This is a genomic window from Rhizorhabdus sp. GW822-FHT03C02 (assembly GCF_058801765.1).
In genome coordinates this window covers 205,767-230,980 of record NZ_JBXANN010000011.1, presented here as the reverse complement: position 1 = coordinate 230,980, position 25,214 = coordinate 205,767, and the positions used below count along the sequence as shown (strand labels likewise).

Here is a 25,214-nt window from a genome sequence, read left to right as displayed (position 1 = left end):
GCAACTTGAATCACTACACGCCCAAACAGGCCAGCACTGTTTCACCTACGCAATGAGATGTGTGCATCCCCTAGGGCGGAGGCCGGGGCCGCCGAAGGCAGGAGAGCATGCAGGGAGGCTGGACCTATATCCTCACCGATCGACCGCTCGGCATCCTCTATGTCGGGGTGACGGCCGATCTGGCTGCGCGAATAGTCGCACATCGCGAAGGACGCGGTTCGGACTTCGCCCGCAAATGGAATTTGAAACGGCTCGTTCTGGTCGAGGCGCATCCGACGATCGAAGAGGCGATCGCGCGGGAGAAGGCGCTCAAGAACTGGAAGCGCGCGTGGAAGATCAGACTCATCGTCGAGGCGAATCCGGCCTGGGATGATCTGTTCGATCGGATCAACGGGTAGGACAGGAGCCTTGGGCGGCCCCGGGCGATGCCCGTCCTCGGACGGGGCAAAGCCCCGATCCGGGGGCCGGGGCGACGATTCGCGGCGGCCAATCGGCGGCCCCGCCCCGCCTCACGCCGCCTGCGGAATCCCCACATCCTCGCCGATCGCGTCGAGCGACAGCATCAGCACCATCCGGTCGCCATGGTTGGCCAGCCCGGTGATGAAGTCCGATGCGCGGCTGCCGGTCTCGGGGACCGGCTGGATCACCGCCTCGTCGAGGGTGACGATGTCGTTGACCGCGTCGACGATCAGCCCGCACAGATGCGCGCCGCTCTGGACGACGATGATGACATGGCGCTCGCTCGGTTCGGTGACGCCCCAGCCGATGCGGTTGCGCAGGTCAAACACCGGCAGCACCACCCCGCGCAGATTGACCACGCCCTTCATATAGGGCGGCGTGTTGGGCAGCGGGGTCGCCGGCGCCCAGGTGCGGATCTCGCGCACCGCCATCACGTCGATGCCGAGGCACTGTTCGCCGATGTCGAAGGTAATAAGCTTATGCATGGCCATGTCGGCTCGCTCCCAGATGACCAATCAAAATTCGGACCAATCGTCCGTGTTCACGGCCACCGCCGCATTCCCCTGTGACCTGACCGCCCGCGCTACGCTCCCGCGCGATACCCGCGCGGTCTTCGCCAGCTCGCGACCGGCCTTGGCGGCGCGGTCCTGCATCTGGTGGACGACCGGACGCGTCGCGGCTCCGGTGGCGGTCCCGCTCAGCTTGAACCGCGCGACCTCGCGCGCCAGCGCATCGGCCTCGGCGGCGAGGCTGCGCGCCGCGGCGGTCGCTTCCTCGACCATCGCCGCATTCTGCTGGGTCACCCCGTCCATCTCGGACACCGCGGTGTTGACCTGCTGAAGCCCGGTCGACTGCTGCTCGGCCGACGACGCGATCGTCGAGACGAGCTGGCTGACCTCTCCGATCCGCACGATGATCGCATCGAGCGCCTCGCCGGTCTCGCTGACCAGCTGCACCCCGATCTCGACCTGCTCGGACGAGGCCGAGATCCGCGTCTTGACGTCGCTCGCGGCATCGGCCGATCGCTGCGCCAGCGCCCGCACCTCGGACGCGACCACCGCGAAGCCCTTGCCGGCATCGCCCGCCCGCGCCGCCTCGACCCCGGCGTTGAGCGCCAGCAAATTGGTCTGGAACGATATGCCGTCGATCAGCGAGATGATCTCGGAAATCTCGGCCGAGGAGCGTTCGATGTCGCCCATCGCCTCGACCGCGCGGCGCACCACCGTCCCCGAATGCTCGGCGACGTCGCGCGCCTGGCTGACCGTGTCGTTGGCGCGGCCGGCATCGGCGGCGGTCCGGCGCACCGTGCTGGTGATCTCGTCCATCGCCGCCGCGGTCTGCTCGATCGAGGCCGCCTGCTGCTCGGTGCGCTGCGACAGGTCGTCCGACGCCGCGCGGACGTCGGCCGATCCCGAATTGATCCGCGTAGCGGCCTCGGCGACCTGCAGCAGCGTCCCCGACATGCGGGTGCGCATCGCCTCGAAATCGGCGACCAGCGCCGCATATTCCTCCGGCAGGTCGAGCGTGGCGGTGAAGTCGCCATTGGCCATGGCGTCGAACACCTTGCCGACCTTGTCGATCACGGTGCGGCGATTGGCTTCCTCGGCATGGAAATAGGCCGACAGCGCGACCTCCATGTCGAGCAGCGACGCCTTGACCAGGGTCGATACCGCCCGCGACACCCCGAACGGCCAGAACAGCGCCCGCCGCATCATCCGCGGCAGCATATAGTCGAGGATGCGGGCATAGCCGCCGATATAGAAGGTCGGCGACAGGCCGATCCGGGCATGGACCTGGCCGATCCGCTCGGCGCGAACGACATAGCCGGCATCGAGCGGCCGCGAGAACAGCTCGCGCCAATGCTCGAGCTGCTTGTCCTTGGCATGGTCCATCATCGCCGGCGAACCGAAGAAGCGGCTCGCCGACGGAGTCACCCGGATATGATCGTAGAACTGCCGCAGCGCCTTGGGTGCATAGCGCTCGACCGCGCGCCGGACCGCCGGGAAGCCGCGATAGCTGCCGGCGCCATAGTTGAAGAACGACAGCTTGTCGCCGAACGTCCCCGCCGCTTCCGTCTTGTCCATGCCGCAACCTCTGTGAACTCGGAGGATCGGCCTAATCGAACATGCTTAATAAATGCTTTCGGCCTCCCGATCCTCCCTAAACCACAGGTTTGGGGAGGGGGACCGCGAAGCGGTGGAGGGGTTCTTCGATCCACTGACGATATGCCCGACGACGCACGACCACATATCGTCGCCCCGGCCTTGTGCCGGGGTCCATGGCTATTGCCGCGCAGACCAGCGCCGGGGGCGCATGCAGCATTCCCCCCGCTTTTTCCCTCTACCACGGTGCCCGACGCACCAGCCATGGACCCCGGCACAAGGCCGGGGCGACATGTTTAGGCTGGTTCGCGCTTGGAACGACCCGCTTCACATGCGGGAAGAATTGACCAGCCCCGCATGACACCAATGACGGCCGGCCTCAGCTCCCCGGCTGGATATACGGCACTCTGGCAAACAGCTCCCGCTCCCACCCGCGCGGATCGCGCTCCACCCGGCTCGCCGCATCGAAGATCATCGTCTCGCGCCGGTCGAGACGATATTGCGGCCACGCCTCCAGCCCCGCCCCGTTCGGATCGCCGGTCCGCGCGAACGCCAGGAACCGCGCCATCACCGCCTGCGACGCCGCCCGCGCCCCCGCGCCGGTGCCGGTCAGCGATCCCGGCGCATCGAGCGTGCCGAAGCTTAGCGCGATGTCCATGGTGTGCGGAGCGCCGCGTTCGGGCTTCGTGGGAGAAGCGAAGTCGACCTGATAGACCCAGGTCGGCGCATCGGCGCGCGCCCGCGCCTCGGCCTCGATCACCTGCCCCGGCCAGCTTCGCCCGGCGGTGGTCGCCGCATAGAAGACCCGCTCGGGCGACCAGTCGGGATAATGGCCGCGATATTGCGCGACGATCCATTCGGGCAGGATGTCCATCCGCAGGTCGGGCGCCATCCGCGCCGCGAGATTGTCCCAGTCCAGCCCCTGCAGCTTCGGCCCTTTGGGATCGATGAACGCGCGGGTCTCGTCATGGGTGTTGCCGAGCATCATCGGGATCATGTTGCCCTGCGGATTGGCGTCGGGCCAGAACGGGTGGCGCAGCAGCCAGCGCATGTCGAGCACCGGCCCCATATAGACCCCGCCGCCCAGGATCGGATCCTCGGCGTGCAGCGCGTCGACCAGCCTTTCGACAGGCATCGTCAGCAGCGGCGACAGGTCGCGCGGCGCCACCCCGAGCTTGGCCAGATAGGCATCGGTGCGGCGCTGGGCGTTGAGCGGACCCGAGGCGGTGACCTGCTGGCCCGACATCGTGATCGCGCGGTGGAACAGCCCCTTCGCCGCCGGCATCCCCATCATCGTCGCGATCTTGGCGCCGCCGCCCGACTGGCCGAACACCAGCACATTCCCCGGATCGCCGCCGAACGCCGCGATATTGTCGCGCACCCATGCGAGCGCGAGGATCAGGTCGAGCTGCCCGACATTGCCGCTGTCGGCGAAGCGCGGATCGAGCCGGGCGAGATAGAGATAGCCGAGCGCGTTCAGCCGGTGGTTGACCGTCACCACCACCACGTCGCCCGCCGCCGCGAGCCTGTCGCCATAGTTCAGCGGATCGACCACGCTGCCGTTCGAATAGGCGCCGCCATGGATATAGAGCATCACCGGCCGCTTCGCACCGCGGTCGAGCCCCGGCGTCCAGATGTTGAGCGCGAGGCAATCCTCGCCCTCGGGCTCCTGACTCCCGAGCTGCGGACAGGACGGCGCGAAGGCGAACGCATCGACCACGCCCTGCCAGGGCGCGACCGCCAGCGGCGCCTGGAAGCGCCGCGCGGCGCTGTCCTGGCCATAGCGGATGCCGCGGAACACGCTCAGCCCACCCTCGCGCCGCCCGCGCAGCCGCCCGGCGCGGGTCGCGACGACCGGATCGCCGCCCTTGGCAAAAGCCGGCATCGCCAGGGTCGCGCCGAGCGCCGCGGCGCCGGTCAGCAGCCCGCGCCGATCGATAGCAAACGCCTCAGCGCCGGACATCGAGCTCGCCGGCGAGAAAGGCGTCGAGATCGGCCTGGCCGAACAGGCTGGCGTCGCCGGGAAGCGAATGTTTGAGCGCGGTCAGCGCCAGCCCCGCCTGCGCCGCGGCGTCGAGATCGTCGGGCGCGGTCAGCAACCCGTGGAGGATGCCCGCGGCGAACGCATCGCCCGCGCCGATCCGGTCGACGATGCCCGAGATCGCGATCTCGTCGGTCTGTACCGCACGGTCGGGGGTATCGATCCGTGCGGCGATACGATGGCGGTCGACATCCTCGACATGGCGCGCGGTCGACGCGATCAGCCGCAGATTGGGGAAGGCCGCGAACCCCGCCTCGGCCGCCTCGCGCCTGCGATCGGCGCCGCCGCCGTCGAACGGCCGGTCGAGCAGCAGCGCCATGTCGCGATGATTGCCGAACATGATGTCGGCCATCCCGACCAGTTCGCGCAATATGCTGCGCGGGTCGCTGTCCCACGCCTCCCACAGCCGCGCGCGATAATTGCCGTCGAAGACCAAGGTCATCCCGCGCATCTTCGCCGCCCGCGCCGCCGCCAGCGCCGCCTCGGCCGATCGCGGCCCGAGCGCCGGGGTGATCCCCGACAGATGGAGATGGGTCGCGCCGGCCAGACCCGCGTCCCAGTCGAAATCGCCGGGATCGGCGCGCGCGAACGCGCTGCCCGCCCGGTCATAGACGATGTCCGAGGACCGCAGGCCCGCGCCGGGGGTCAGGAAATAGAGCCCCATCCGTCCGGGCACGCTCGCGACCGGCCCGCATTCGACGCCGGCCTGCATCAGGCTCCCGCGCGCGAGCTGGCCCAGCGCATTGTCGGGCACCACGCTCAGCATCCGCGTCCGATGCCCCAGGCTCGCCAGCCCGATCGCGACATTCGCCTCGGCCCCGCCGACCTGGAGATCAAGGCTGCGCGTGCTGCGCAGCAATTGCCGATCGGGCGGCGACAACCGCACCAGCAACTCGCCGAACGCCACCAGCAGGGTCATCGCCTCTCCTTTTGTTATCCGCGCGACCGGGTCAGCATCCTCGCCTCACTCGTCGCCCCGGCGGAGGCCGGGGCCGCCCAAGGTTGGAGCGCAGCCCTGAAACCAATCAACTCGATCAACCGAGCAATAGACTGAAGCCAGCCAGCTAGCGGAACCGCGCTCCCGTGTTGGGCGGCCCCGGCCTCCGCCGGGGCGACGGAAAGCTCAGCGCGCCAGCCAGCCGCCATCGACCGCGAGGATATGCCCATCGACATAATCCGACGCCGACGACGCCAGGAACACCGCCGCGCCACCCAGATCCGAGGGCTTGCCCCAGCGCCCGGCCGGGATCCGCTCGGTGATAGACTTGTTGCGCACCTCGTCCTCACGCAGCGCGGTGGTGTTGTTGGTCGAGATATAGCCCGGCGCGATCGCATTGACGTTGACGCCCTTGGCCGACCATTCATTGGCGAGCAGCTTGGTGAGGCCGCCGACCCCGCTCTTCGACGCGGTGTAGCTCGGCACGCGGATGCCGCCCTGGAAGGTCAGCATCGAGGCGATGTTGATGATCTTGCCGCGGCCATTGGCGATCATGTGCCGCCCCGCCGCCTGCGCCAGGAAGAAGGTCGATTTGAGATTGGTGTCGATCACCGCGTCCCAGTCGGCCTCGCTGAAGTCGACGCTGTCGGCGCGGCGGATGATCCCGGCATTGTTGACGAGGATGTCGAGCCCGCCGAGCTTGTCCAGCGTCTCGGCGACGATCCGGTCGACCGGCTCGATCGACGACAGGTCGGCCGAGACGATCGCGGCCTCGCGGCCGAGCGCGCGGACCTTCTCGACGGTCTCCTCCGCGGGGGTGCGGCCGACCGCGGCGATGTCGGCGCCGGCCTCGGCCAGCGCCAGCGCGATCGCCTGGCCGATGCCGGTGTTGGCGCCGGTGACGATCGCCACCCGGCCGCTCAGATCGAACAGATAGGACATGGCGCTACCCTTATTTGAGCTGGCAGATGTCGAGGACGTTCATGTCGGTATAGTCGAGATTCTCGCCGCCCATCGCCCAGATGAAGGCATAGCTGCGGGTGCCCGACCCCATGTGGATCGACCAGGGCGGCGAGATCACCGCTTCCTCGTTCTGGATCACGATGTGGCGCATCGCCTCGGGCTCGCCCATATAATGGAACACCCGGTCGCCGCCCTCGAGGTCGAAATAGAGGTAGATCTCGCTGCGCCGGTCGTGGAGATGCGGCGGCATCGTGTTCCAGACGCTGCCGGTCTCGAGCACGGTCAGCCCCATCAGCAGCTGGGCGGATTCGCACACGCCCGGAATGACGAGCTGATAGATGGTGCGGTGGTTCGATCCCGCGAGGTCGCCGCGCTCGAGCGGATTGGCCTCCGCGAACGTGATCTTCTTGATCGGGCAGATCTTATGCGCGGGCAGCGAGGCGAGATAATAGCGCGCCTCGGCGCCCTCGAACACGACCTCGGTCGACCCCATCGGCACGTAGAGGCATTCCTTGTTGCCGAGCTCGAACCGCTCGCCGTCGACGGTCACCGCGCCCGGGCCGCCGATGTTGACGACGCCCATCTCGCGCCGCTCGAGGAACGGCTTGCCCACCGCCGACGGCGGCACATTCTGTTCGGGGAGCGCGATCTTCTCGCCGGCCGGCACCGCGCCGCCGATCACGAAGCGCTCGTTGTGCGAATAGTTGAGCACCACCTTGCCCGGCTGGAACATGCCGCCGACCAGATAGCGCGCGCGCAGCGCGTCATTGTCGACCCCGTCCATCATGTCCGGATGGGTCGCATGATAGGTCTTTTCGAACATGTCCTCGTCCTGCCTCGCTGCTATTTGGTCGATATTCGGCCACCGGACTAGACACCGGTGTCAGATCGCAGCCTTCCTATCAGCGCTCGGCGGGCGGCGCAACCGATGCGCGGCGGATCAGGGTCGAGCTGAAGGTCGACGGTTCGTTGACCGCGCTGCCCTCGCCGATCGCGGTGCCGATCAGCTTGAGCGCGGCGGCGCGGCCCATCGCGACGATCGGCCAGCGCACCGTCGTCAGCGGCGGCCACACCCGGGTGGTCAGCGGGGTATCGTCGAAGCCGATGATCGACAACTGGTCAGGGACCTCGATCCCGCGCATCCGCGCGGCATAGAGCACCCCTGCCGCCATCTCGTCATTGGCGGCGAAGATCGCGGTCGGCCGCGGCGACAGGTCGAGCAGGCTTTCCGAGGCCGAGACCCCCGATTCGAACGTATATTGGCCGTCGGCGATCAGGCTGCGCGGCAGCGATATCCCCGCCTCGCTCAGCGCCAGTTCGAACCCGTCGCGCCGCTCCTTGGCCGAGCGGAACCCATGCGGCCCGGCGACCAGGCCGATCCGCTTGTGCCCCTGCTGGATCAGATAGCGGACCGCCTCGGCGACCGCGTCGCGATCGTTCGACACCACCATATGCTCGGGATCGTCGAGCACCGCAGACCCCATCCGCACATAGCGGCACCCTTCCTCGTCGCAGAGCCGCGCGAGCGCGTCATTCTCCGAGATCGGCGGCAGGATCACCACCCCGTAGAGCCGCTGCCGGGTGATGAAGCCGCGAATATCGTCCATCACCCGCGCCGATCCGCGGTCGACCGGGCGCACCACCAGCTCGAACTCGGTGCCGTGCAGCGCCTCGAGGATACCGCGCTGCATGCTCAGGATCATCTGGGCGTTGGGATTGTCGTAGATCAGCCCGATCAGGAAATTGCGCCCCAGCGCCAGCGCCCGCGCCTGCGGATTGGGCACATAGCCGGTGTCGCGGATGATCGCCTCGACCTTCTCGCGGGTCGCCTCGTTGAGCAGAGGCGACCGGTTGATCACCCGGCTGACCGTCTTCTTCGACACCCCGGCCATCGCGGCGATATCGTTGATCGTCAGCTTCGGCGCATTGCCGTCTTCCGGGATTTGCTTCGCCATCCCCCCGTCATAGCACGCCCGCCCCGCGGCGCCAGCGGGTGCGAAACGCGCCCTCTCGCGGCCTCCGTCTACTTTCGTCATCCCGGCGGAGGCCGGGATCTCGTGCGGCGAGGGCGCGCGCTGGCCTCCTGAGATCCCGGCCTCCGCCGGGATGACGGATGTGGAAGGAGAGACCTGGACCGAACTACATCGTCCCGAAAGCAACATCGATCCCGCCCACCTTCGGCATAATCCCCTCGCGTCGAACCGCTATACCAACCCACAACACCCGCAAATCCGCCAGAAACCTCGCCACATCACCCGTTAATCCCCCTCCTCTCCCCATCCCACCTCCCCTCACCCGACTCGCCCCGCTTGTAATTGACACCGGTTTCTCTTAACCCCGTCACCAATCGAATATGTAAGTGAGAGGCAATCTGTGGACGGGGCATCGCAGGCAAAGACCATTTCGGAGCGCTTCGTGACCGCGCGCCGCGACGCCACCGGCTTCACCGACTATCCGGGTGACGTCCCCGCGACCCTCGCCGAGGGCTATGCCGTGCAGGAACAGGCAATCGCGATCGCCGGCGGGACCATCGCCGGCTGGAAGGTCGGGCGGATCATGCCGCCTTTGTCCGAACGCTTCGGCACCGATCGCCTCGCCGGCCCGATCTTCGCCGACAGCGTCGGCCCCGAAGGCTCGGCGGGCGCGATCTTCGCCGACGGCTTCGGCGCCGCCGAGGCCGAATTTCTGCTGCGAATCGGCCAGGCGCCCGCGGCCGGCCAGACCAGCTTCACCCTCGACGAGGCCGCCGACCTGATCGACGCGGTCCATATCGGCATCGAGATCGCCAGTTCGCCCTTCACCGGGATCAACGAGCATGGGCCGGTCGCGACGATCTCCGATTTCGGCAACAATAACGGCCTGATCGTCGGTGCGGCGATCGCCGACTGGCGCACCCGCGGGCTCGAAGACATCGAGGTCACCACCCGGATCGACGGCGCGCTGATCAAGTCGGGCGTGGCCAGCGCCTTCCCCGACGGCCTCATCGGTTCGGTGCGTTTCCTGATCGAGAATCTCGTCGGCCGCGGCTTTGCGATCGAGCCCGGCTGGTGGATTTCGAGCGGGGCGGTTACCGGTGTCCATCCGGTGCGGGTCGGCCAGACGGTCGAAGCCGATTTCGGACCGCTCGGCACGGTGACCTGCACCATCGCCGCCAGCCGGCCGAAAGGATAAGGTCGCACCAGGCGCCGCCAAGAGCGCCTGCGACGAACAGGAAATATCCGGGAGGATGAGGGTCGAGATGGAAACGCAACTCCCGAAGATCGGGCGCCACCGTTGGGTCGTGGTCTGGCTGCTCTTCGCCGCCACCGCGATCAACTATGTCGACCGCCAGATGATCGGGGTGCTCAAGCCCACCCTCTCGGCCGAACTCGGCTGGAACGAGACCGACTACGCCAATATCGTCTTCTGGTTCCAGGCGGCCTATGCGGTCGGCTATCTCGGCTTCGGCCGCATCGTCGACCTGATCGGTGCGCGGCTCGGCTATGGCATCGCCGTCACCATCTGGACGATCGCCCATGTCGCGCATGGCGGGGTCCATAGCGTCACCCAGTTCGCGCTCGCCCGCTTCGGGCTCGGCATCGGCGAATCGGGCAATTTCCCGGCGGGCATCAAGGCCGTCACCGAATGGTTTCCGCAGAAGGAGCGCGCCTTCGCGATCGGCCTGTTCAACGCCGGCGCCAATATCGGCGCGATCGTCACCCCGCTGCTCGTGCCGTGGCTCACCATCACCTATGGCTGGCGGATGGCGTTCGTCGTCACCGGCGTGCTCGGCGTCGCCTGGCTCGCCGCCTGGTTGGTCTTCTACCGTCGCCCCGGCGAGCATCGCAAAGTCACCCAGGCCGAACTCGATTATATCCAGCAGGATCCGGTCGATCCGCTGGTCCCGATCGGCTGGGGCCGCCTGCTCGGCGTGCGCGAGACCTGGGCCTATGCGATCGGCAAATTCTGCATCGACCCGATCTGGTGGTTCTTCCTGTTCTGGCTGCCCGGCTATCTCGGCAAGCGCTACGGGCTCGACCTCGTCAGCTTCGGGCCGCCGCTGGTGGCGATCTACATCCTGTCCGACGGCGGCAGCATCTTCGGCGGCTGGATGTCGAGCCGGCTGATCAAGGCGGGGCGCACCGTCAATGCCGCGCGCAAACTGACCATGCTGGTCTGCGCGATCGCGGTGCTGCCGATCTTCTTCGCGCAGGACATCGACAATCTCTGGGTCGCGGTCCTCGTGATCGGCATCGCCACCGCCGCGCACCAGGCCTTCTCAGCCAATCTCTACACCCTGCCGTCGGATCTGTTCCCGCGCGGCGCGGTCGGGTCGGTGGTCGGCATCGGCGGCACGATCGGCGCGGTCGGCGGCATGGCGATGGCCAAAACTGCCGGCTATGTGCTCGACACCTTCGGCAGCTACACGCCCCTTTTCGCGGTGGCCGGAAGCGCCTATTTGATCGCTCTGCTCGCGGTGCACGTGCTGTCGCCCCGGCTCGAGCGGGTAAGCGTGGAGGACTGACGTGTCGGTGGTGAAGGCGGTCCGGGTCGACCCGGCGGACAATGTAGCGGTAGCGCTAACATCGATCGATCGCGGCACCGCGCTGACGATCGACGGCATCGACCTGACCGTCGCCGACGACATCCCCTCGGGCCATAAATTCGCGCTGCGGCCGATCGCCGCCGGCGAGCCGGCGGTCCGCTACGGCTTTCCCTTCGGCCGCGCGACCGCGCCGATCGCGGTCGGCGAGCATGTCCACAGCCATGACGTCGAAACGATGCTCGGGATCGACGGCGCCACCGACTATGCCGGGCCGCCGGCGCCGCGCGCGCCGACCGGCACGGCGCGGACCTTCGCGGGCTATCGCCGCGCCGACGGGTCGGCGGGCACCCGCAATGAGATCTGGATCATCCCGACCGTCGGCTGCGTCGGCCGCACCTCCGAACGCCTCGCGGCGCTCGCCGGCCGCGACCTGCCGCCCGGGATCGACGGCATCCACGCCTTCCCGCATCCGTTCGGCTGCTCGCAGTTGAGCGACGATCTCAGCGGCACCACCCGGCTGATCGCCGCGCTCGCCTGCCATCCCAATGCCGGCGGGGTGCTGCTGATCGGGCTCGGCTGCGAGTCGAACCAGCTCAGGCTGGTGCTCGACCAGATCCCCCCCGAACGCCGCGCCAGAATTCGCACTATCGGTGCCCAGACATCGCCCGATGAAATCACCGAAGGCCTTGATCTCATTGCCGAACTCGCCGCGATCGCCGCCGGCGACAAACGCGAAAATATGCCGATTTCCGCACTTCGCATCGGCGTGAAGTGCGGCGGCTCCGATGGTCTCTCGGGCCTCACCGCCAACCCGCTGATCGGTCGCGTCGCCACCGCGGTCGGCGACGCCGGCGGCGCGGTCGTGCTGACCGAGATCCCCGAGATGTTCGGCGCCGAGCAGATCCTGCTCGACCGCTGCGTCGACCGCACCCGCTTCGACGAGCTCACCGGCCTCGTCGCCCGCTTCAAGCGCTACTTCACCGACCATGGCGAGCCGGTCTCGGAGAACCCCAGCCCCGGCAACATCAAGGGCGGCATCACCACCCTCGAGGAGAAGTCGCTCGGCGCGGTCCAGAAGGGCGGCGCGGTGCCGGTGACCGAGGTGCTGCCTTATGCCGGCCGCGCGACCCGGTCCGGGCTCGCGATCGTCGAGGGGCCCGGCAACGACGCGGTCTCGACCACCGCGCTCGCTGCCGCCGGCGCGACCATCACCCTGTTCTCCACCGGGCGCGGCACCCCGCTCGGCAGCCCGGTGCCGACCCTCAAGATCGCCTCGAACAGCGCGCTCGCCGCCGCCAAGCCGAACTGGATCGACTTCGACGGCGGCGCCGCGCTGAGCGCGGGAATGGCCCCGACCGCCGAGGCGCTGCTCGACCTCGTCATCGCCACCGCCTCGGGCGCGCCCGCGCGCAACGAGACCAACGACGAGCGCGGCATCGCCATCTGGAAGCGCGGCGTCACCCTTTAAGATCTGTTGGCATTTCCGATCGCCGAGGCTATGCCGCCCCGCGAAGGCCGGAGAAATCCGGCCCTCATAGATCGCGCCGGTGCCTCGAAAGAGGCTTAAAATGGGAACGCGGTGAGGACGGCTTCGGCCGACCGAATCCGGGGCTGTCCCTGCAACTGTAAGCGGCGAGCGCGATGCACATCGGTCCCTCCCACGGAGGAAGGACCAGCCACTGGGCCGGACGCTAAGTCATGCGAGGCCTGGGAAGGCCGTGTATCAAGCGATGACCCGCGAGCCAGGAGACCTGCCGGCGTCTGGTCGCTCTTGCCTTGGTCCAGGGGATGGCCGCGGCACGGTGAACTCCGTCTGAGCGACGAACGAGCGGCGGGGGCCGCATCGGAGACGTGCGTCGGCCGCCCATGGCGCCCGGCCGATGCGCGGCGCCGACCGTTCGTGAACGGCACGTCCCCGTCCTGTCGCACAGGCGCCGGGGGACTTTGCATGTTTTCCTTGAACAGGACTTTCCACACAAGCCTGGTCGCGGCTCTGGCCACGGCTCCGACCATCGCCCATGCCGAAGAGGCCGTCGCCGATGCCGACGCGATCGTCGTCACCGGCGTCATCGATCCGTTGCGCCTGACCGAGAAGTCCGAAGGGGCCAGCCGGCTCGGCCTGACCGCGCTGCAGACGCCGGCCAGCGTCGAGACGATCGACGGCGACGCGATCCGGCTGCGCGGCGACCTCACCATCCAGGACGCCGCCGCCCGCGCGACCGGCATCGTCAACACTTCCGGCGTGTTCGGCTACGGCCTGTCGGCGCGCGGCTTCACTGGCCAGAATTCGGTGATGCAGCTCTATGACGGCATGCGGATGTACAACAACACGCTGACCTTCCCGGCCGATCCGTGGATGGCCGAGCGGGTCGAGATCCTGCGCGGGCCGGCCTCGGTGCTCTATGGCGAGGGCGCGATCGGCGGCGCGGTCAATGTCGTGCGCAAGCAGCCGACCGACACGCCCCAGGCCGGCGCGCGCTTCGGCCTCGCCTCGTTCGGCAGCTACACCATCGCCGGCGGCAGCGGCGGACCGCTCGGCGATAAGCTCGGCTACCGGGTCGATGCCAGCTACAAGAGTTCGGACGGCTGGATGCAGCGCGGCCATTCGAACGCGCTGTCGCTGTCGGGCGCGCTGCGCTTCAAGCCGGTCGACGATCTCGCCATCACTTTGTCGCACGACTTCAGCACCCAGCGCCCGCGCACCTGGTTCGGGGTGCCGCTGGTCGACGGCAAGCTCGACCGGTCGATCCGCAAGAACAACTACAACGTCACCGATGCCAGGCTGCGCTTCCGCGACAATTGGAGCCAGGCCAAGGTCGCGTGGACCCCCGCCGAGGATGTCACCATCCAGAGCGACGTCTATCATCTGTGGGCCAACAAATATTGGCACAATGCCGAGAACGTCACCTATGTGCCGGCCGCCGGCACCACCCCGGCGAAGGTCCGCCAGTCGAGCTTCCTCGAACTCTACCATATCCAGAAGCAGACCGGGAACCGCACTACGATCAGCCTCGGCCAGAGTATCGCGGGCATCGAGAATCACGCGGTGATCGGCTTCGACGTCAACCGGATCAGCTACAAGAATGTCAGCAATTCGGGGAACAACGCGACCCGGCTGGTCGACGTCTACAACCCGGTCGTCGGCGGCTTCATCGACCAGACCGGCGCGGCCGCGACCAAGCCGCGCTACACCAACGACATCCACCAATATTCGGTGTTCGGCGAGGATCGGCTGGTCCTCGATCCCAAATTCTCGCTGGTCGGCGGGCTGCGCTACGACCGGCCGAAGATCCGCAAGACCGACTATGTGAATGCCGCGAACAATTTCACCGGCATCCCCGACGCGGTGACCTGGCGGGTCGGCGCGGTCTACAACCCGGTCGAGACGCTGTCGCTCTACGGCCAATATGCGACCGCGGCCGATCCGGTCGGCGCGCTGGTGTCGACCAGCCTCGCCCAGAGCAGCTTCGACCTGTCGACCGGCCGCCAATATGAGGTCGGCATCAAGCATATCTTCTGGGGCAGCCGCGGCCAGTGGACCTTCGCCGCCTATGGCATCGTCAAGAAGAAGCTGCTGACCTCGGACCCGCTGATCCCGACGATCCAGGTCCAGGTCGGCCAGCAATCGTCGAAGGGGCTCGAGGCATCGCTGTTCATCGAACCGATCCGCCATCTCGGCATCACCGCCAACGGATCGATCCTCAAGGCGCGCTACGACGACTTCGCCGAATCGGTCGGCGGGGTGCGCTTCCAGCGCGCGGGCAACCGGCCGACCAACGTCGCCGCGAAGACCGCCAACCTGTTCCTGAGCTGGGAGTTCGCCGACGGCTGGGTCGCCGATGGCGGCCTGTCCTATGTCGGCAAGCGTTACCAGGACGCCGCCAATACCCGGCTGATCCCGTCCTACACCGTCACCGACATCGGCATTCGCTGGCAGTTCGTCGAGCAGGCGAGCCTCGGCGTGCGGGTGCGCAACCTGTTCGACGAGACCTATGTCCGGTCGACCTACGGCGCGACCCAATGGGTGCTCGGCGATCCCCGTGCGGTCGAGGCGTCGATCAATGTCGCGTTCTGACCGCGTGCCGTTCGCTCATATTGGGCGTCAGGCGAAGCGGTGGCTCTATCTGGGCCATCGCTGGTCGGGGATCATCCTGTGCCTGCTCTTCGCGATCTGGTTCGTGTCGGGGGTGGTGATGATGTACGTCCCCTTCCCGTCGTTCCGCGCGCCCGAGCGGATCGCGGGGGCGCCGCCGATCGACTGGACGCGGGTGCGGATCGCCCCCGACGCCGCGCTGCGATCGATCGGCGCGACGACCGCCTTCCCGTCGGAAATGCGGATCGAGACGACCGCGGACGAGCCGGTCTATCGCTTCACCACCGAGGACGGGCGCCGCGCGGTCTCGGCCGAGACCGGCCGCGAGGTCGGCCCGGTCACGGCCGGCCGCGCTGCGGCAATCGCCAGCGCCTTCGCCCATGCCCCCGTCGCCGCGGTCGCGCCGGTCGATCACGACCAATGGGTGGTGACCAAGGCCTATGCGAAGATCGCGCCCTTCTGGCGGGTGCGGATGGCCGATGGCGCCGCGACCGATATCTATGTCGCGCAGAAGACCGGCGAGATCGTCCAGAACACCACCGCGCACGAGCGCTTCTGGAACTGGCTCGGCGCGGTCCCGCACTGGATCTATTTCGAGATATTGCGGGTCCATCAGGAGCCCTGGCGGCAGACGGTTATCTGGACGTCGGGGATCGGCATCGTCGGCGCGATCGCCGGGGTGTGGATCGGCATCCTGCGGGTGCGGCTGGCAAAGCGCTACCGGTCGGGGTCGGTCAGCCCCTATCGCGGCTGGATGAAATGGCATCATGTCATCGGCCTGGTCGGCGGCATCTTCGTCATCACCTGGGTGTTCAGCGGCTGGATGTCGATGAGCCCGTGGGGCGGCTTTCGCGATGCCAACAGCGCCGATGTCGCCAAGGCCTATGCCGGCGACCGGCCTGGCTTTCCCGCGACCGATCTGGCGACGCTCGCCCGCACCGCCGCCGGCGCGCACGAGGTCGATTTCGCCTATCTCGGCGGCCGGCCGGTGATCGCGCCGCTCGGCGGGCCGGGCGGCGAGCGGCTGCTCGACGGAGCCAGCGCCCAGCCATGGCATCCGGACCGCACCGCGATCAGCGCCGTCGCCAAAGCGGCGATACCCGGCGCCAGGCTGGTCCGGGTCGAGAGGCTCGATCGCTACGATCTCTACTGGTACGGCACCGGCGATCCGCGCAGCGATGCGCGGCCGTTGCCGGTGCTGCGGCTGGTGTTCGACGACCCCGGCCAGACCTGGCTCCACATCGATCCCGCGACCGGCGAGCTGCTCGGCCAGGCGGGCAGCGGCCGCCGCACCTATCGCTGGCTGTTCAGCGCGCTCCACAGCTTCGACCTGCCATGGCTGCTGATATGGCGGCCGGTGCGCGATGTGCTGATGTGGATCCTGTCGGCTGCGGGGCTCGCGATCTCGATCAGCGGGGTCGTGATCGGTTGGCGTTATTTGCGGCGCAAGCCGTCAGGAAAGGCAAAGGGCATCGCATGACGCAGGCTCCTCTTCGCGGGCGGCTGACCGTCCTCTACGTGCTGCTGATCGCGGCGAATATCCTGGCCTGGGCCTGGGCGTTCGCGCTGTTCCGCGACCAGCCGCTGATGCTCGGGACCGCGCTGCTCGCCTGGGGGCTCGGCCTGCGCCACGCGGTCGACGCCGATCACATCGCCGCGATCGACAATGTCACCCGCAAGCTGATGCAGGACGGCCAGCGCCCGCTGACCGTCGGCTTCTGGTTCGCGGTCGGGCATAGCGGGATCGTGATGGTCGCGGCGATCGCGATCGCACTGACCGCCAACGCGCTGTCGGGGTTCGAGGCGGTCAAGGCGACCGGCGGGATCGTCGCGACGACGATCTCGGCGATCTTCCTGTTCGCGATCGCGGCGATGAACCTGATCATCCTGCGGTCGGTGTGGCGGACCTTCAACCATGTCCGCGCCGGCGGGATCTATGTCGAGGAGGATCTCGACATATTGCTCGGCGGGCGCGGGCTGGTCGCGCGGCTGTTCCGGCCGCTGTTCCGGCTGGTGAGCCGGAGCTGGCACATGGCGCCGCTGGGCATCCTGTTCGGGCTGGGCTTCGACACCGCCACCGAGGTCGCGATCCTCGGCCTGTCGGCCAGCCAGGCGTCGCACGGACTGTCGATCGGCACGGTGCTGGTGCTGCCGCTGCTGTTCGCGGTCGGCATGGCGCTGATCGACACCACCGATGGCGTGGTGATGCTGGGCGCCTATGAATGGGCGTTCGTGAAACCGATCCGCAAACTCTATTACAACATCACCATCACCCTGATCTCGGCGCTGGTCGCGATCGTGATCGGCGGGATCGAGACGATGTCGCTGCTCGGCGACAAGCTCGGCTTCGACGGCGCCGCCTTCACCCTGGCCGCCGAGCTCGGCGAGAATTTCAACAGCATCGGTTTTGCGATCATCGGACTTTTTGTCGCCTGCTGGGTTGCCAGCTACGCGATTTACCGCTGGAAGCGCTTCGACGAAATCGAAGTCCGCCTCGATGCCTGACCACCAGACCCACGCCCCCCTTCCCGCCATCATAGGACACCAGGCATGAGCAAGATTCCGACGACGGTCATCACCGGCTTCCTCGGCGCCGGCAAGACCACGCTGATCCGCCATCTGCTGCAGAATGCGAAGGGCCGCCGGCTCGCGCTGATCGTCAACGAATTCGGCGACGTCGGGGTCGACGGCGAGCTGCTCAAGGGCTGCAACGACGAAGCCTGCCCCGAGGACGATATCGTCGAGCTCGCCAATGGCTGCATCTGCTGCACCGTCGCCGACGATTTCCTGCCGACGATGATGAAGCTGCTCGACCGGCCGAACCCGCCCGAACATATCATCATCGAGACCTCGGGGCTGGCGCTGCCCAAACCGCTGGTGAAGGCGTTCCAGTGGCCCGACATCCGCACCCGCGCGACGGTCGACGGGGTGGTCGCGCTGATCGATGCCGATGCGGTCTCGGCCGGGCGCTTCGCGACCGACGAGGCGGCGCTGGCGCTCGCACGCGCCGCCGATCCCTCGCTCGACCATGACAGCCCGCTCGAGGAATTGTTCGAGGACCAGCTCGCCTGCGCCGACCTCGTCATCCTCAACAAGTCCGACCTCGTCGACGGCGCGACGCTGACCCGGATCGAGGGCGACATCGCCGCCGATACCCGCCAAGGGGTCAAGATCGTCCGCGCCGATCACGGCGCGGTCGATGCCAGCGTGCTGCTGGGGCTGTTCGCCGGCGCCGAGGACGATCTCGACACGCGACCGTCGCACCATGACAGCGACCCCGATCACGACCATGACGATTTCGACAGCTTCGTCGTCAAGGGCGGCGAGGTCGAAAGCGTCGAGCCGCTGCTCGCGGCGATGGCGCACCTGATCGCCGAGCATGACATCCTCCGGATCAAGGGCTTCGTCGCGGTCCATGGCCGCCCCGCGCGGCTGGTGATCCAGGCGGTGGGTCCGCGCATCCAGCATCATTTCGACCGTGCGTGGAAAGCCGACGAGGCGCGCATCTCGCAGTTCGTGGTGATCGGCCAGAAGGGCCTCAAGCAAGCGGCGATCGCCACCGCGCTCAAGGTGGCCCTCGGCGCCGGCACCCGTTGATGCATCTGCTGGCCGCCACCCCGGGGACGGTCTCGAACGGCGACGAGGCGATCGACCTCGCCCAGTCGCCGGGCGACATCGTGATCCTGACGGTGGCGGACAGCGAACTCGCCTGCTTCGCCCGCGCCGCCGAACGCATCGAAGAAGATAGGTTGGGGCCCGATGGCGGCCCGAGCATCCGGCTCGCCAACCTGCTCCAGCTCAAACATCCCTATTCGGTCGATCTCTATGTCGAGAAGGTGATCGCCAGGGCGAAATTCGTCTGCGTGATCCTGCTCGGCGGCAAGAGCTACTGGCCCTACGGCATCGACGAGATCGCCCGCACCGCGCGCGAGCAGGGGATCGCCTTCGCCGCGGTCGCCGACGGGCGCGAGGACGATCCGACGCTCGACGCGGCATCGACCCTGCCGCTCGCGACCTGCGAGCATCTCCGCGGCTATCTGCGCCAGGGCGGGATCGCCAATGCCACCAGCTTCCTGCGCCAGGCGGCGCGGCTGATCGGCCGGGACATCGGCGCGCCCGACGATCCGGTGCCGGTTGCCGATGCCGGCCTCTATGTCCCCGGCCGCGACCGCGCGACCCTCGCCGACGCCCGGGCCGACTGGATCGCGGTCCAGCCGACCGCGCTGTTCGTCTTCTACCGCGCGCTGATGGTCGCCGGCACGCTCGACGCGCCCGATGCGATGGTGGCGGCGCTGCGCACGCGCGGGCTCAACGTGGCGGCGGTCCATGTCCGCGCGTTGCGCGATCCGTTCGCATCGGACTGGCTGCGCGGCGTGCTCGCCGAGATCCGGCCCGACATCATCCTCAACGCGACCTCGTTCGCGGCATCCTCGCCCGGCGATCCGCGGGTCCCGAGCGTGCTCGAAGCCGCCGACTGCCCGATCCTCCAGACGATCTTCGCCGGGGTCGAACAGAGCAACTGGCAGGACAGCGCCCGCGGCCTCGGCCCGCGCGACCTCGCGATGAACGTCGCGCTGCCCGAGGTCGACGGCCGGATCTTCACCCGGGCGATCGCCTTCAAGGCCGCCGAGCGCTTCGACGCCCGCACCGAATGCGGGATCGTCGTGCCCAAGGTCGCCCCCGACCGGGTCGCCTTCGTCGCCGAGCTCGCCGCCAACTGGGCGCGGCTGCGTCGGACCCCGGTCGCCGAACGCCGGGTCGCGCTGGTGCTCGCCAACTACCCCAACCGCGACGGCCGGGTTGGCAACGGCGTCGGGCTCGACACCCCGGCGAGCGCGGCGGCGATCCTCGCCGCGCTGGGACAGGCGGGCTATGCTACCGGCGACGTGCCTGTCGACGGCGCGGCGCTGATGGCGATCATGCTGGGCGGGGTCACAAATGCGCGCGATTCGATCGATCGCCCCGGCGAGATCGCACTTTCGCTCGCCGACTATCGGGCGGCGTTCGACCGGCTACCCGAGGCCGTCCGGTGCGCTATGACCGAACGCTGGGGCGAAGCCGACGCCGATCCGTTCGTCCGCGACGGCGCCTTCCGGCTCGCGGTCCACCGCTTCGGCGAAGTCGCGGTCGCGGTACAGCCGGCGCGCGGCTATAATATCGACGCCAAGACCAGCTATCATGATCCGGCGCTGGTGCCGCCGCACGCCTATCTCGCCTTCCATATCTGGCTGAACCGCGACTTCGGCGCGCAGGCGGTGGTGCATGTCGGCAAGCACGGCAATCTCGAATGGCTGCCCGGCAAGGCGCTGGCGCTGTCGGAGAGCTGCTTTCCCGAAATCTGCGCCGGGCCGGTGCCGCAGCTCTATCCGTTCATCGTCAACGACCCCGGCGAAGGCACCCAGGCCAAAAGGCGGATCGGCGCGGTGATCGTCGACCATCTCACCCCGCCGCTGACCCGCGCCGAAAGCTATGGCCCGCTCAAGCAGCTCGAGGCGCTGGTCGACGAATATTATCTCGCCGCCGGGATGGACCCGCGCCGGATCAACCATCTCAGGACCGAGATCCTCAACCTCGCGCGCAGCCAGGGGATCGACACCGATGCCGGCGCGGTCGGCGAGGGCGACGACGCGCTCGCGGCGCTCGACAATTATCTGTGCGAGCTCAAGGAGATGCAGATCCGCGACGGGCTGCACATCTTCACCCGGTCGCCCGAAGGACGGTTGCGGACCGATCTGCTGGTGGCGCTGGCGCGCACCCCGCGCGGCTATGATCATGTAGGCCAGGGGTCGCTGCTGCGGGCCATGGCCGACGATCTCGGGCTCGGATTCGACCCGCTCGATTGCCGGATGGGCGATGCGTGGGCCGGGCCGAAGCCGGCGGTGCTGGCTGCGGTTTCGGGGGATGTCTGGCGGACGGTCGGCGATACTGTCGAGCGGCTCGAGATGTTGGCGAGCGCGCTCGTCTCTTCTCTCCGTCATCCTGAACTTGTTTCAGGATCCACCGCGCCACGAGGGGATGCCCGCGTGGATGAGGGAATGCTGAAACAAGTTCAGCATGACGGTTTGGATGTGGCGACAGCTTCGGTGCTGGCCGCGATCCGCGACGATCTCGCGCCGCGGGTCGACGCGTGCGGACATGCCGAACAGGCCGCCTTGCTCGCGGGGCTCGACGGGCGGTTCATCCTCCCCGGGCCGTCGGGGGCGCCGACCCGCGGGCGGCCCGACGTGCTGCCGACGGGGCGCAATTTCTATTCGGTCGACACGCGATCGGTGCCGACCGCGACCGCCTGGGATCTGGGGCAGCGGTCGGCGCAATTGCTGGTCGACGACTATCTCCAGCGCGAGGGCGCCTATCCGCAGGCGATGACGCTGTCGGCCTGGGGCACCGCCAATATGCGGACCGGCGGCGACGATATCGCGCAGGCGCTCGCGCTGATGGGGGTGCGGCCGCGCTGGGACTGGACCTCGGGCCGGGTGATCGGGTTCGAGGTGATGAAGATCGCCGAGATCAACCGCCCGCGGGTCGACGTCACCTTCCGGGTGTCGGGCTTCTTCCGCGACGCCTTTCCCGAGCAGATCGACCTGATCGACAGCGCCGCGCGCGCGGTGATGGCGCTCGACGAGCCCGATCACGACAATCCCGCCGCAGCTCGCCATCGCGCGGAGACGGCCGGCCTGGTCGACGCTGGCACCGACGCGGCGAGCGCGGCACGGCGCGCCGGCGCGCGGGTGTTCGGATCGAAGCCGGGCGCCTATGGCGCGGGGCTTCAGGCGATGATCGACGAAAAGCTCTGGCACAGCCGCGCCGACCTTGCCGGGGTCTATCTCGACTGGGGCAGCTATGCCTATGGCGGCGGGGTCGAGGGGGATGCCGAACGCGACCTGTTCGCGACCCGGCTCGCGCGCACCGACGCGGTGGTCCAGAACCAGGACAATCGCGAGCACGACCTGCTCGACAGCGACGATTATTATCAGTTCGAAGGCGGCATCGCCGCCGCGGTCGAGGCGCTGTCGGGCAAGGTGCCCCGCGCCTATCATAACGATCTCAGCCGCCCCGAGCGGCCGGTGGTCCGCACGCTGGAAGACGAGATCGGCCGGGTGGTGCGCGCGCGCGTCACCAACCCCAAATGGATCGCGGGGGTGATGCGCCACGGCTATAAGGGCGCGTTCGAAATCGCCGCGTCGGTCGACTATCTGTTCGCCTTCGCCGCGACCACCCATGCGGTGCGCGACCATCATTTCGACGCCGTCCACGCCGCCTTCATCGAGGATGAGGATGTCCGCGCCTTCATGGCCGATGCCAATCCGGCGGCGCTGCGCGAGACCGCCGCGCGGCTGGCCGAGGCGCTCGACCGCGGCATGTGGAAACCGAAATCGAACAGCGCGGGCATGCTGCTCGCGGATCTTGCAGGAGCATGAGCATGGGCATGGTCGAGCGCACCGACGAGCAGCACGCCGAGAAGATGAAGAAGAAGCAGGCCGCGCACGACAAGATCGTCGCCGCCAAGACGATCGAGAAGGGGCTGCTAATCGTCCACACCGGCAGGGGCAAGGGCAAGACCACCGCCGCGTTGGGGATGGTCGTGCGCGCGATCGGCCACGGCAAGAAGGTCGGCGTCGTTCAGTTCGTCAAGGGCGCGATGACCACCGGCGAGAAGGTCGTGTTCGACGCCTTTCCCGAGCAGGTCGAATTCAAGCCGATGGGCGAAGGCTTCACCTGGGACACCCAGGACCGCAGCCGCGACATCGCGACCGCGCGCACCGCCTGGGACGAGGTCAAACGGATGATCGCCGATCCGCGCTATGATATGGTGCTCGCCGACGAACTCAACATCGTCCTGCGCTACGACTATCTGCCGCTCGACGAGGTGCTGGCCGTGCTGACCGCGAAGCCCGAAATGACCCATGTCGTCGTCACCGGCCGCAACGCCCCCGAGGGGCTGATCGAGATCGCCGACTTGGTCACCGAGATGACGTTGATCAAGCACCCCTTCCGCGGAGGGGTGAAGGCCCAGGCGGGAATCGAATTCTGACGACCGCCGCCGCCTTCGACGATGATTTCCGGGCAGCGTTCGAGGAACTGCTGCGCTGGCGCCGAGACGTGCGCCATTTCCGCACCGACGCGCTGCCCGACGGCGCACTCCTCCGGCTGCTCGCGCTGACCCATTATGCGCCGTCGGTCGGCAATTCGCAGGCGTGGCGGTTCGTGCGGGTACGATCGCCCGACCTGCGCGCGGCGCTCGCCGATCATGCCGATGCCGAGGTCCGGCGCGCCGGCGAACGCTACCAGGGCGAGCGGCTCGCCGATTATGGCCGGCTCAAGCTGCACGGGCTGCGCGAGGCGCCCGAGATCGTCGCGGTGTTCTGCGACGAGGCGCCGGCGGCCGGGGCCGGGCTGGGGGCGGCGTCGATGCCCGAGGCGCGGCGCTATTCGGTGGTGATGGCGATCCACACGCTCTGGCTGGCGGCGCGCGCCGAGGGGATCGGGCTCGGCTGGGTGTCGGTGATCGATCCGGCCTGGGTGACCGCGCAGCTTGAGGTGCCCGCGGACTGGAGCCTCGTCGCCTTGCTGTGCCTCGGCTATCCGGAGGTTGCGTCCGACACGCCCGAACTCGAAGAGCGCGGCTGGCAGGCGAGGCTGGAGGGCGACGATCATGTCCTCACACGCTAGGCCATCCCCCGCCAGGCTCGCCGACGCGCTGCTGGTCGGCGCGCCGCGCTCGGGATCGGGCAAGACGATGGTGACGATCGGGCTCCAGCGCGCCTTCGCCCGGACCGGCCTCGCGGTCGGCGGCGCCAAATGCGGCCCCGACTATATCGATCCGGCCTTCCATTTGGCGGCAACCGGCCGGCCGTCGATCAACCTCGACGGCTTCGCGATGGACGCGACGGTGCTGCGGGGTCTGGCGGCGCGGATCGCCGGCGATGTCGACCTGGTGATCGCCGAGGGAGCGATGGGGCTGTTCGACGGCGCCCGGGTCGCCGATCGGTCGGGCGCCGCCGCCGATGTCGCACGGCTGGTCGACTGGCCGGTGCTGCTGGTGGTCGACGCCGCCTCCGCCGCCCAGTCGGTCGCAGCGGTCGCCCATGGCTGCGCGAGCTTTCCCGGCGCGCCGCGGATCGCCGGGGTCGTCGCCAACAATATCGCCAGCGCACGCCATGCGGCGATGGTCGAGGACGGCTTCGCGCGGATCGACCTGAAGCTGCTCGGGCTGATCGGCCGCGAGGAACGGCTCGTGCTGCCGTCGCGCCATCTGGGCTTGGTCCAGGCCGCGGAAACCGACGATCTCGACGCGCGGATCGATGCGATCGCCGACCGGGTCGCCGCCGGCTGCGACCTCGTGGCGATCCGCGCGGCGGCCGGCGCCACCCGGCCCGCGCCGCTGCCGCATGCGCCGATCACGCCGCCCGGACAGCGCATCGCGATCGCGCGCGATGCCGCCTTCGGTTTCCTCTACCCGCATCTGGTGGCGGGCTGGCGCGCGGCGGGGGCCGAACTGCATTTCTTCTCCCCGCTCGCCGACGAGGCCCCGCCCGGCGATTGCGACGCGTGCTGGCTCCCCGGCGGCTATCCCGAGCTTCATGCCGGCCGGCTTGCCGCCAACCGGCACTTCCTCGACGGCCTGCGCGGCTTCGCCGAACGGGCGCCGGTCCATGGCGAGTGCGGCGGCTATATGGTGCTCGGCCGCTCGATCGAGGACCGCGACGGCCGCACCCATGAGATGGCCGGGCTGCTACCGATCGCGACGAGCATCGCCCGCCCGAAGATGGTGCTGGGCTACAGGCGCGCCCGCTTCCGCACCGACACCGGCTTTGCACAGCCGGGCATCGAATATTTCGGGCATGAATATCATCATGCGACGATCGACGCCGAGGCCGGCGAACCGCTGGCCGACATGGCCGATGCCGAAGGGCGGCCATTGGCGCCCGCGGGTCATCGGGTCGGCCGGGTCACGGGGGGCTTCTTCCACCTGATCGCGTGATGATCGGAGGCATGCCAGCAGGCTTAGTTTTGAACCGTTCGTGTCGAGCGTAGTCGAGACACCTCGCGGTGGTGGAGCGCACCTGCGGCGCGCTCGACTTCGCTCGACACGA

General features: G+C 68.4%; 19 protein-coding genes and 1 riboswitch. Of the genes, 12 read left to right on the top strand and 7 right to left on the bottom strand.

Features of this window, described 5'->3' with window-relative positions; translation table 11 throughout:
* Nucleotides 1–107 precede the first annotated feature (107 nt).
* The gene (locus AC1RM6_RS23630) at nucleotides 108–398 is read left to right on the top strand and encodes a GIY-YIG nuclease family protein (protein ID WP_493105768.1); all 291 of its coding nucleotides are present in this window, start codon (nucleotides 108–110) and stop codon (nucleotides 396–398) included.
* 111 nt (nucleotides 399–509) lie between these two features.
* Here AC1RM6_RS23630 and AC1RM6_RS23625 read toward each other — a convergent pair whose 3' ends face one another.
* The 7 genes from AC1RM6_RS23625 to AC1RM6_RS23595 all read right to left on the bottom strand — a co-directional run bounded on the left by AC1RM6_RS23625 (nucleotide 510) and on the right by AC1RM6_RS23595 (nucleotide 8,457).
* A complete protein-coding gene (locus AC1RM6_RS23625) occupies nucleotides 510–950 on the bottom strand; it encodes a chemotaxis protein CheW (protein WP_493105766.1) in 441 nt (146 codons plus the stop codon).
* 24 nt (nucleotides 951–974) lie between these two features.
* Nucleotides 975–2,543 carry a methyl-accepting chemotaxis protein gene (locus AC1RM6_RS23620; RefSeq protein WP_493105764.1) on the bottom strand — a complete coding sequence of 523 codons (1,569 nt, stop codon included), beginning with the start codon at nucleotides 2,541–2,543 and terminating at the stop codon, nucleotides 975–977.
* Nucleotides 2,544–2,940: 397 nt separating this feature from the next.
* Complete coding sequence (locus AC1RM6_RS23615; protein ID WP_493105762.1) at nucleotides 2,941–4,524, bottom strand: carboxylesterase/lipase family protein; 1,584 nt, start codon at nucleotides 4,522–4,524, stop codon at nucleotides 2,941–2,943.
* Nucleotides 4,511–5,521 carry a sugar kinase gene (locus AC1RM6_RS23610; RefSeq protein ID WP_493105760.1) on the bottom strand — a complete coding sequence of 337 codons (1,011 nt, stop codon included), beginning with the start codon at nucleotides 5,519–5,521 and terminating at the stop codon, nucleotides 4,511–4,513. The genes AC1RM6_RS23615 and AC1RM6_RS23610 overlap by 14 nt, the downstream gene beginning before the upstream one ends.
* Before the next feature lie 204 nt (nucleotides 5,522–5,725).
* Nucleotides 5,726–6,481, bottom strand: coding sequence for a 2-dehydro-3-deoxy-D-gluconate 5-dehydrogenase KduD (kduD, locus tag AC1RM6_RS23605; protein ID WP_493105758.1), 756 nt, complete (start codon nucleotides 6,479–6,481; stop codon nucleotides 5,726–5,728).
* Between the two features lie 10 nt (nucleotides 6,482–6,491).
* The gene (kduI, locus tag AC1RM6_RS23600) at nucleotides 6,492–7,325 is read right to left on the bottom strand and encodes a 5-dehydro-4-deoxy-D-glucuronate isomerase (protein WP_493105756.1); all 834 of its coding nucleotides are present in this window, start codon (nucleotides 7,323–7,325) and stop codon (nucleotides 6,492–6,494) included.
* 79 nt (nucleotides 7,326–7,404) lie between these two features.
* Nucleotides 7,405–8,457: a LacI family DNA-binding transcriptional regulator gene (locus AC1RM6_RS23595; RefSeq protein WP_493105754.1), complete on the bottom strand. Its 1,053-nt coding sequence runs from the start codon at nucleotides 8,455–8,457 to the stop codon at nucleotides 7,405–7,407.
* A gap of 460 nt (nucleotides 8,458–8,917) precedes the next feature.
* Here AC1RM6_RS23595 and AC1RM6_RS23590 point away from each other — a divergent pair, with 460 nt between their 5' ends.
* The 11 genes from AC1RM6_RS23590 (at nucleotide 8,918) to AC1RM6_RS23540 (ending at nucleotide 25,102) form a co-directional block, all read left to right on the top strand.
* A complete protein-coding gene (locus AC1RM6_RS23590) occupies nucleotides 8,918–9,673 on the top strand; it encodes a 2-keto-4-pentenoate hydratase (RefSeq protein WP_493105753.1) in 756 nt (251 codons plus the stop codon).
* A gap of 67 nt (nucleotides 9,674–9,740) precedes the next feature.
* Nucleotides 9,741–11,006 carry an MFS transporter gene (locus tag AC1RM6_RS23585; RefSeq protein ID WP_493105751.1) on the top strand — a complete coding sequence of 422 codons (1,266 nt, stop codon included), beginning with the start codon at nucleotides 9,741–9,743 and terminating at the stop codon, nucleotides 11,004–11,006.
* Nucleotide 11,007: 1 nt separating this feature from the next.
* Nucleotides 11,008–12,495 carry a UxaA family hydrolase gene (locus tag AC1RM6_RS23580; protein WP_493105749.1) on the top strand — a complete coding sequence of 496 codons (1,488 nt, stop codon included), beginning with the start codon at nucleotides 11,008–11,010 and terminating at the stop codon, nucleotides 12,493–12,495.
* Nucleotides 12,496–12,555: 60 nt separating this feature from the next.
* Nucleotides 12,556–12,800, top strand: a riboswitch (cobalamin riboswitch).
* A 175-nt stretch (nucleotides 12,801–12,975) separates the two neighbouring features.
* The gene (locus AC1RM6_RS23575) at nucleotides 12,976–15,102 is read left to right on the top strand and encodes a TonB-dependent receptor (protein WP_493105747.1); all 2,127 of its coding nucleotides are present in this window, start codon (nucleotides 12,976–12,978) and stop codon (nucleotides 15,100–15,102) included.
* The gene (locus tag AC1RM6_RS23570; protein WP_493105745.1) at nucleotides 15,089–16,600 is read left to right on the top strand and encodes a PepSY domain-containing protein; all 1,512 of its coding nucleotides are present in this window, start codon (nucleotides 15,089–15,091) and stop codon (nucleotides 16,598–16,600) included. Before AC1RM6_RS23575 ends, AC1RM6_RS23570 begins: the two co-directional genes overlap by 14 nt.
* Entirely contained in the window at nucleotides 16,597–17,625 is a 1,029-nt protein-coding gene (locus AC1RM6_RS23565) for a HoxN/HupN/NixA family nickel/cobalt transporter (RefSeq protein WP_493105743.1), read from the top strand. The genes AC1RM6_RS23570 and AC1RM6_RS23565 overlap by 4 nt, the downstream gene beginning before the upstream one ends.
* 45 nt (nucleotides 17,626–17,670) lie before the next feature.
* Complete coding sequence (gene cobW / locus AC1RM6_RS23560) at nucleotides 17,671–18,717, top strand: cobalamin biosynthesis protein CobW (protein ID WP_493105741.1); 1,047 nt, start codon at nucleotides 17,671–17,673, stop codon at nucleotides 18,715–18,717.
* Nucleotides 18,717–22,538 carry a cobaltochelatase subunit CobN gene (cobN, locus tag AC1RM6_RS23555; RefSeq protein ID WP_493105739.1) on the top strand — a complete coding sequence of 1,274 codons (3,822 nt, stop codon included), beginning with the start codon at nucleotides 18,717–18,719 and terminating at the stop codon, nucleotides 22,536–22,538. The genes cobW and cobN overlap by 1 nt, the downstream gene beginning before the upstream one ends.
* Nucleotides 22,539–22,546: 8 nt before the next feature.
* On the top strand, nucleotides 22,547–23,152 hold the full coding sequence (cobO, locus tag AC1RM6_RS23550; RefSeq protein WP_493105787.1) for a cob(I)yrinic acid a,c-diamide adenosyltransferase: 606 nt from the start codon (nucleotides 22,547–22,549) through the stop codon (nucleotides 23,150–23,152).
* Complete coding sequence (bluB, locus tag AC1RM6_RS23545; protein ID WP_493105785.1) at nucleotides 23,149–23,790, top strand: 5,6-dimethylbenzimidazole synthase; 642 nt, start codon at nucleotides 23,149–23,151, stop codon at nucleotides 23,788–23,790. Before cobO ends, bluB begins: the two co-directional genes overlap by 4 nt.
* Nucleotides 23,774–25,102 (top strand): cobyrinic acid a,c-diamide synthase CobB, encoded by a 1,329-nt coding sequence (locus AC1RM6_RS23540; protein ID WP_493105737.1) that lies wholly within the window; start codon nucleotides 23,774–23,776, stop codon nucleotides 25,100–25,102. Before bluB ends, AC1RM6_RS23540 begins: the two co-directional genes overlap by 17 nt.
* Nucleotides 25,103–25,214 lie beyond the last annotated feature (112 nt).

Coding starts and splice junctions, on each gene's coding strand:
- AC1RM6_RS23630 (WP_493105768.1), top strand. CDS start 108: ATGCAGGGAGGCTGGACCTATATCCTCACCGATCGACCGCTCGGCATC.
- AC1RM6_RS23625 (WP_493105766.1), bottom strand. CDS start 950: ATGGCCATGCATAAGCTTATTACCTTCGACATCGGCGAACAGTGCCTC.
- AC1RM6_RS23620 (WP_493105764.1), bottom strand. CDS start 2,543: ATGGACAAGACGGAAGCGGCGGGGACGTTCGGCGACAAGCTGTCGTTC.
- AC1RM6_RS23615 (WP_493105762.1), bottom strand. CDS start 4,524: ATGTCCGGCGCTGAGGCGTTTGCTATCGATCGGCGCGGGCTGCTGACC.
- AC1RM6_RS23610 (WP_493105760.1), bottom strand. CDS start 5,521: ATGACCCTGCTGGTGGCGTTCGGCGAGTTGCTGGTGCGGTTGTCGCCG.
- kduD (WP_493105758.1), bottom strand. CDS start 6,481: ATGTCCTATCTGTTCGATCTGAGCGGCCGGGTGGCGATCGTCACCGGC.
- kduI (WP_493105756.1), bottom strand. CDS start 7,325: ATGTTCGAAAAGACCTATCATGCGACCCATCCGGACATGATGGACGGG.
- AC1RM6_RS23595 (WP_493105754.1), bottom strand. CDS start 8,457: ATGGCGAAGCAAATCCCGGAAGACGGCAATGCGCCGAAGCTGACGATC.
- AC1RM6_RS23585 (WP_493105751.1), top strand. CDS start 9,741: ATGGAAACGCAACTCCCGAAGATCGGGCGCCACCGTTGGGTCGTGGTC.
- AC1RM6_RS23575 (WP_493105747.1), top strand. CDS start 12,976: ATGTTTTCCTTGAACAGGACTTTCCACACAAGCCTGGTCGCGGCTCTG.
- AC1RM6_RS23570 (WP_493105745.1), top strand. CDS start 15,089: ATGTCGCGTTCTGACCGCGTGCCGTTCGCTCATATTGGGCGTCAGGCG.
- AC1RM6_RS23565 (WP_493105743.1), top strand. CDS start 16,597: ATGACGCAGGCTCCTCTTCGCGGGCGGCTGACCGTCCTCTACGTGCTG.
- cobW (WP_493105741.1), top strand. CDS start 17,671: ATGAGCAAGATTCCGACGACGGTCATCACCGGCTTCCTCGGCGCCGGC.
- cobN (WP_493105739.1), top strand. CDS start 18,717: ATGCATCTGCTGGCCGCCACCCCGGGGACGGTCTCGAACGGCGACGAG.
- cobO (WP_493105787.1), top strand. CDS start 22,547: ATGGTCGAGCGCACCGACGAGCAGCACGCCGAGAAGATGAAGAAGAAG.
- AC1RM6_RS23540 (WP_493105737.1), top strand. CDS start 23,774: ATGTCCTCACACGCTAGGCCATCCCCCGCCAGGCTCGCCGACGCGCTG.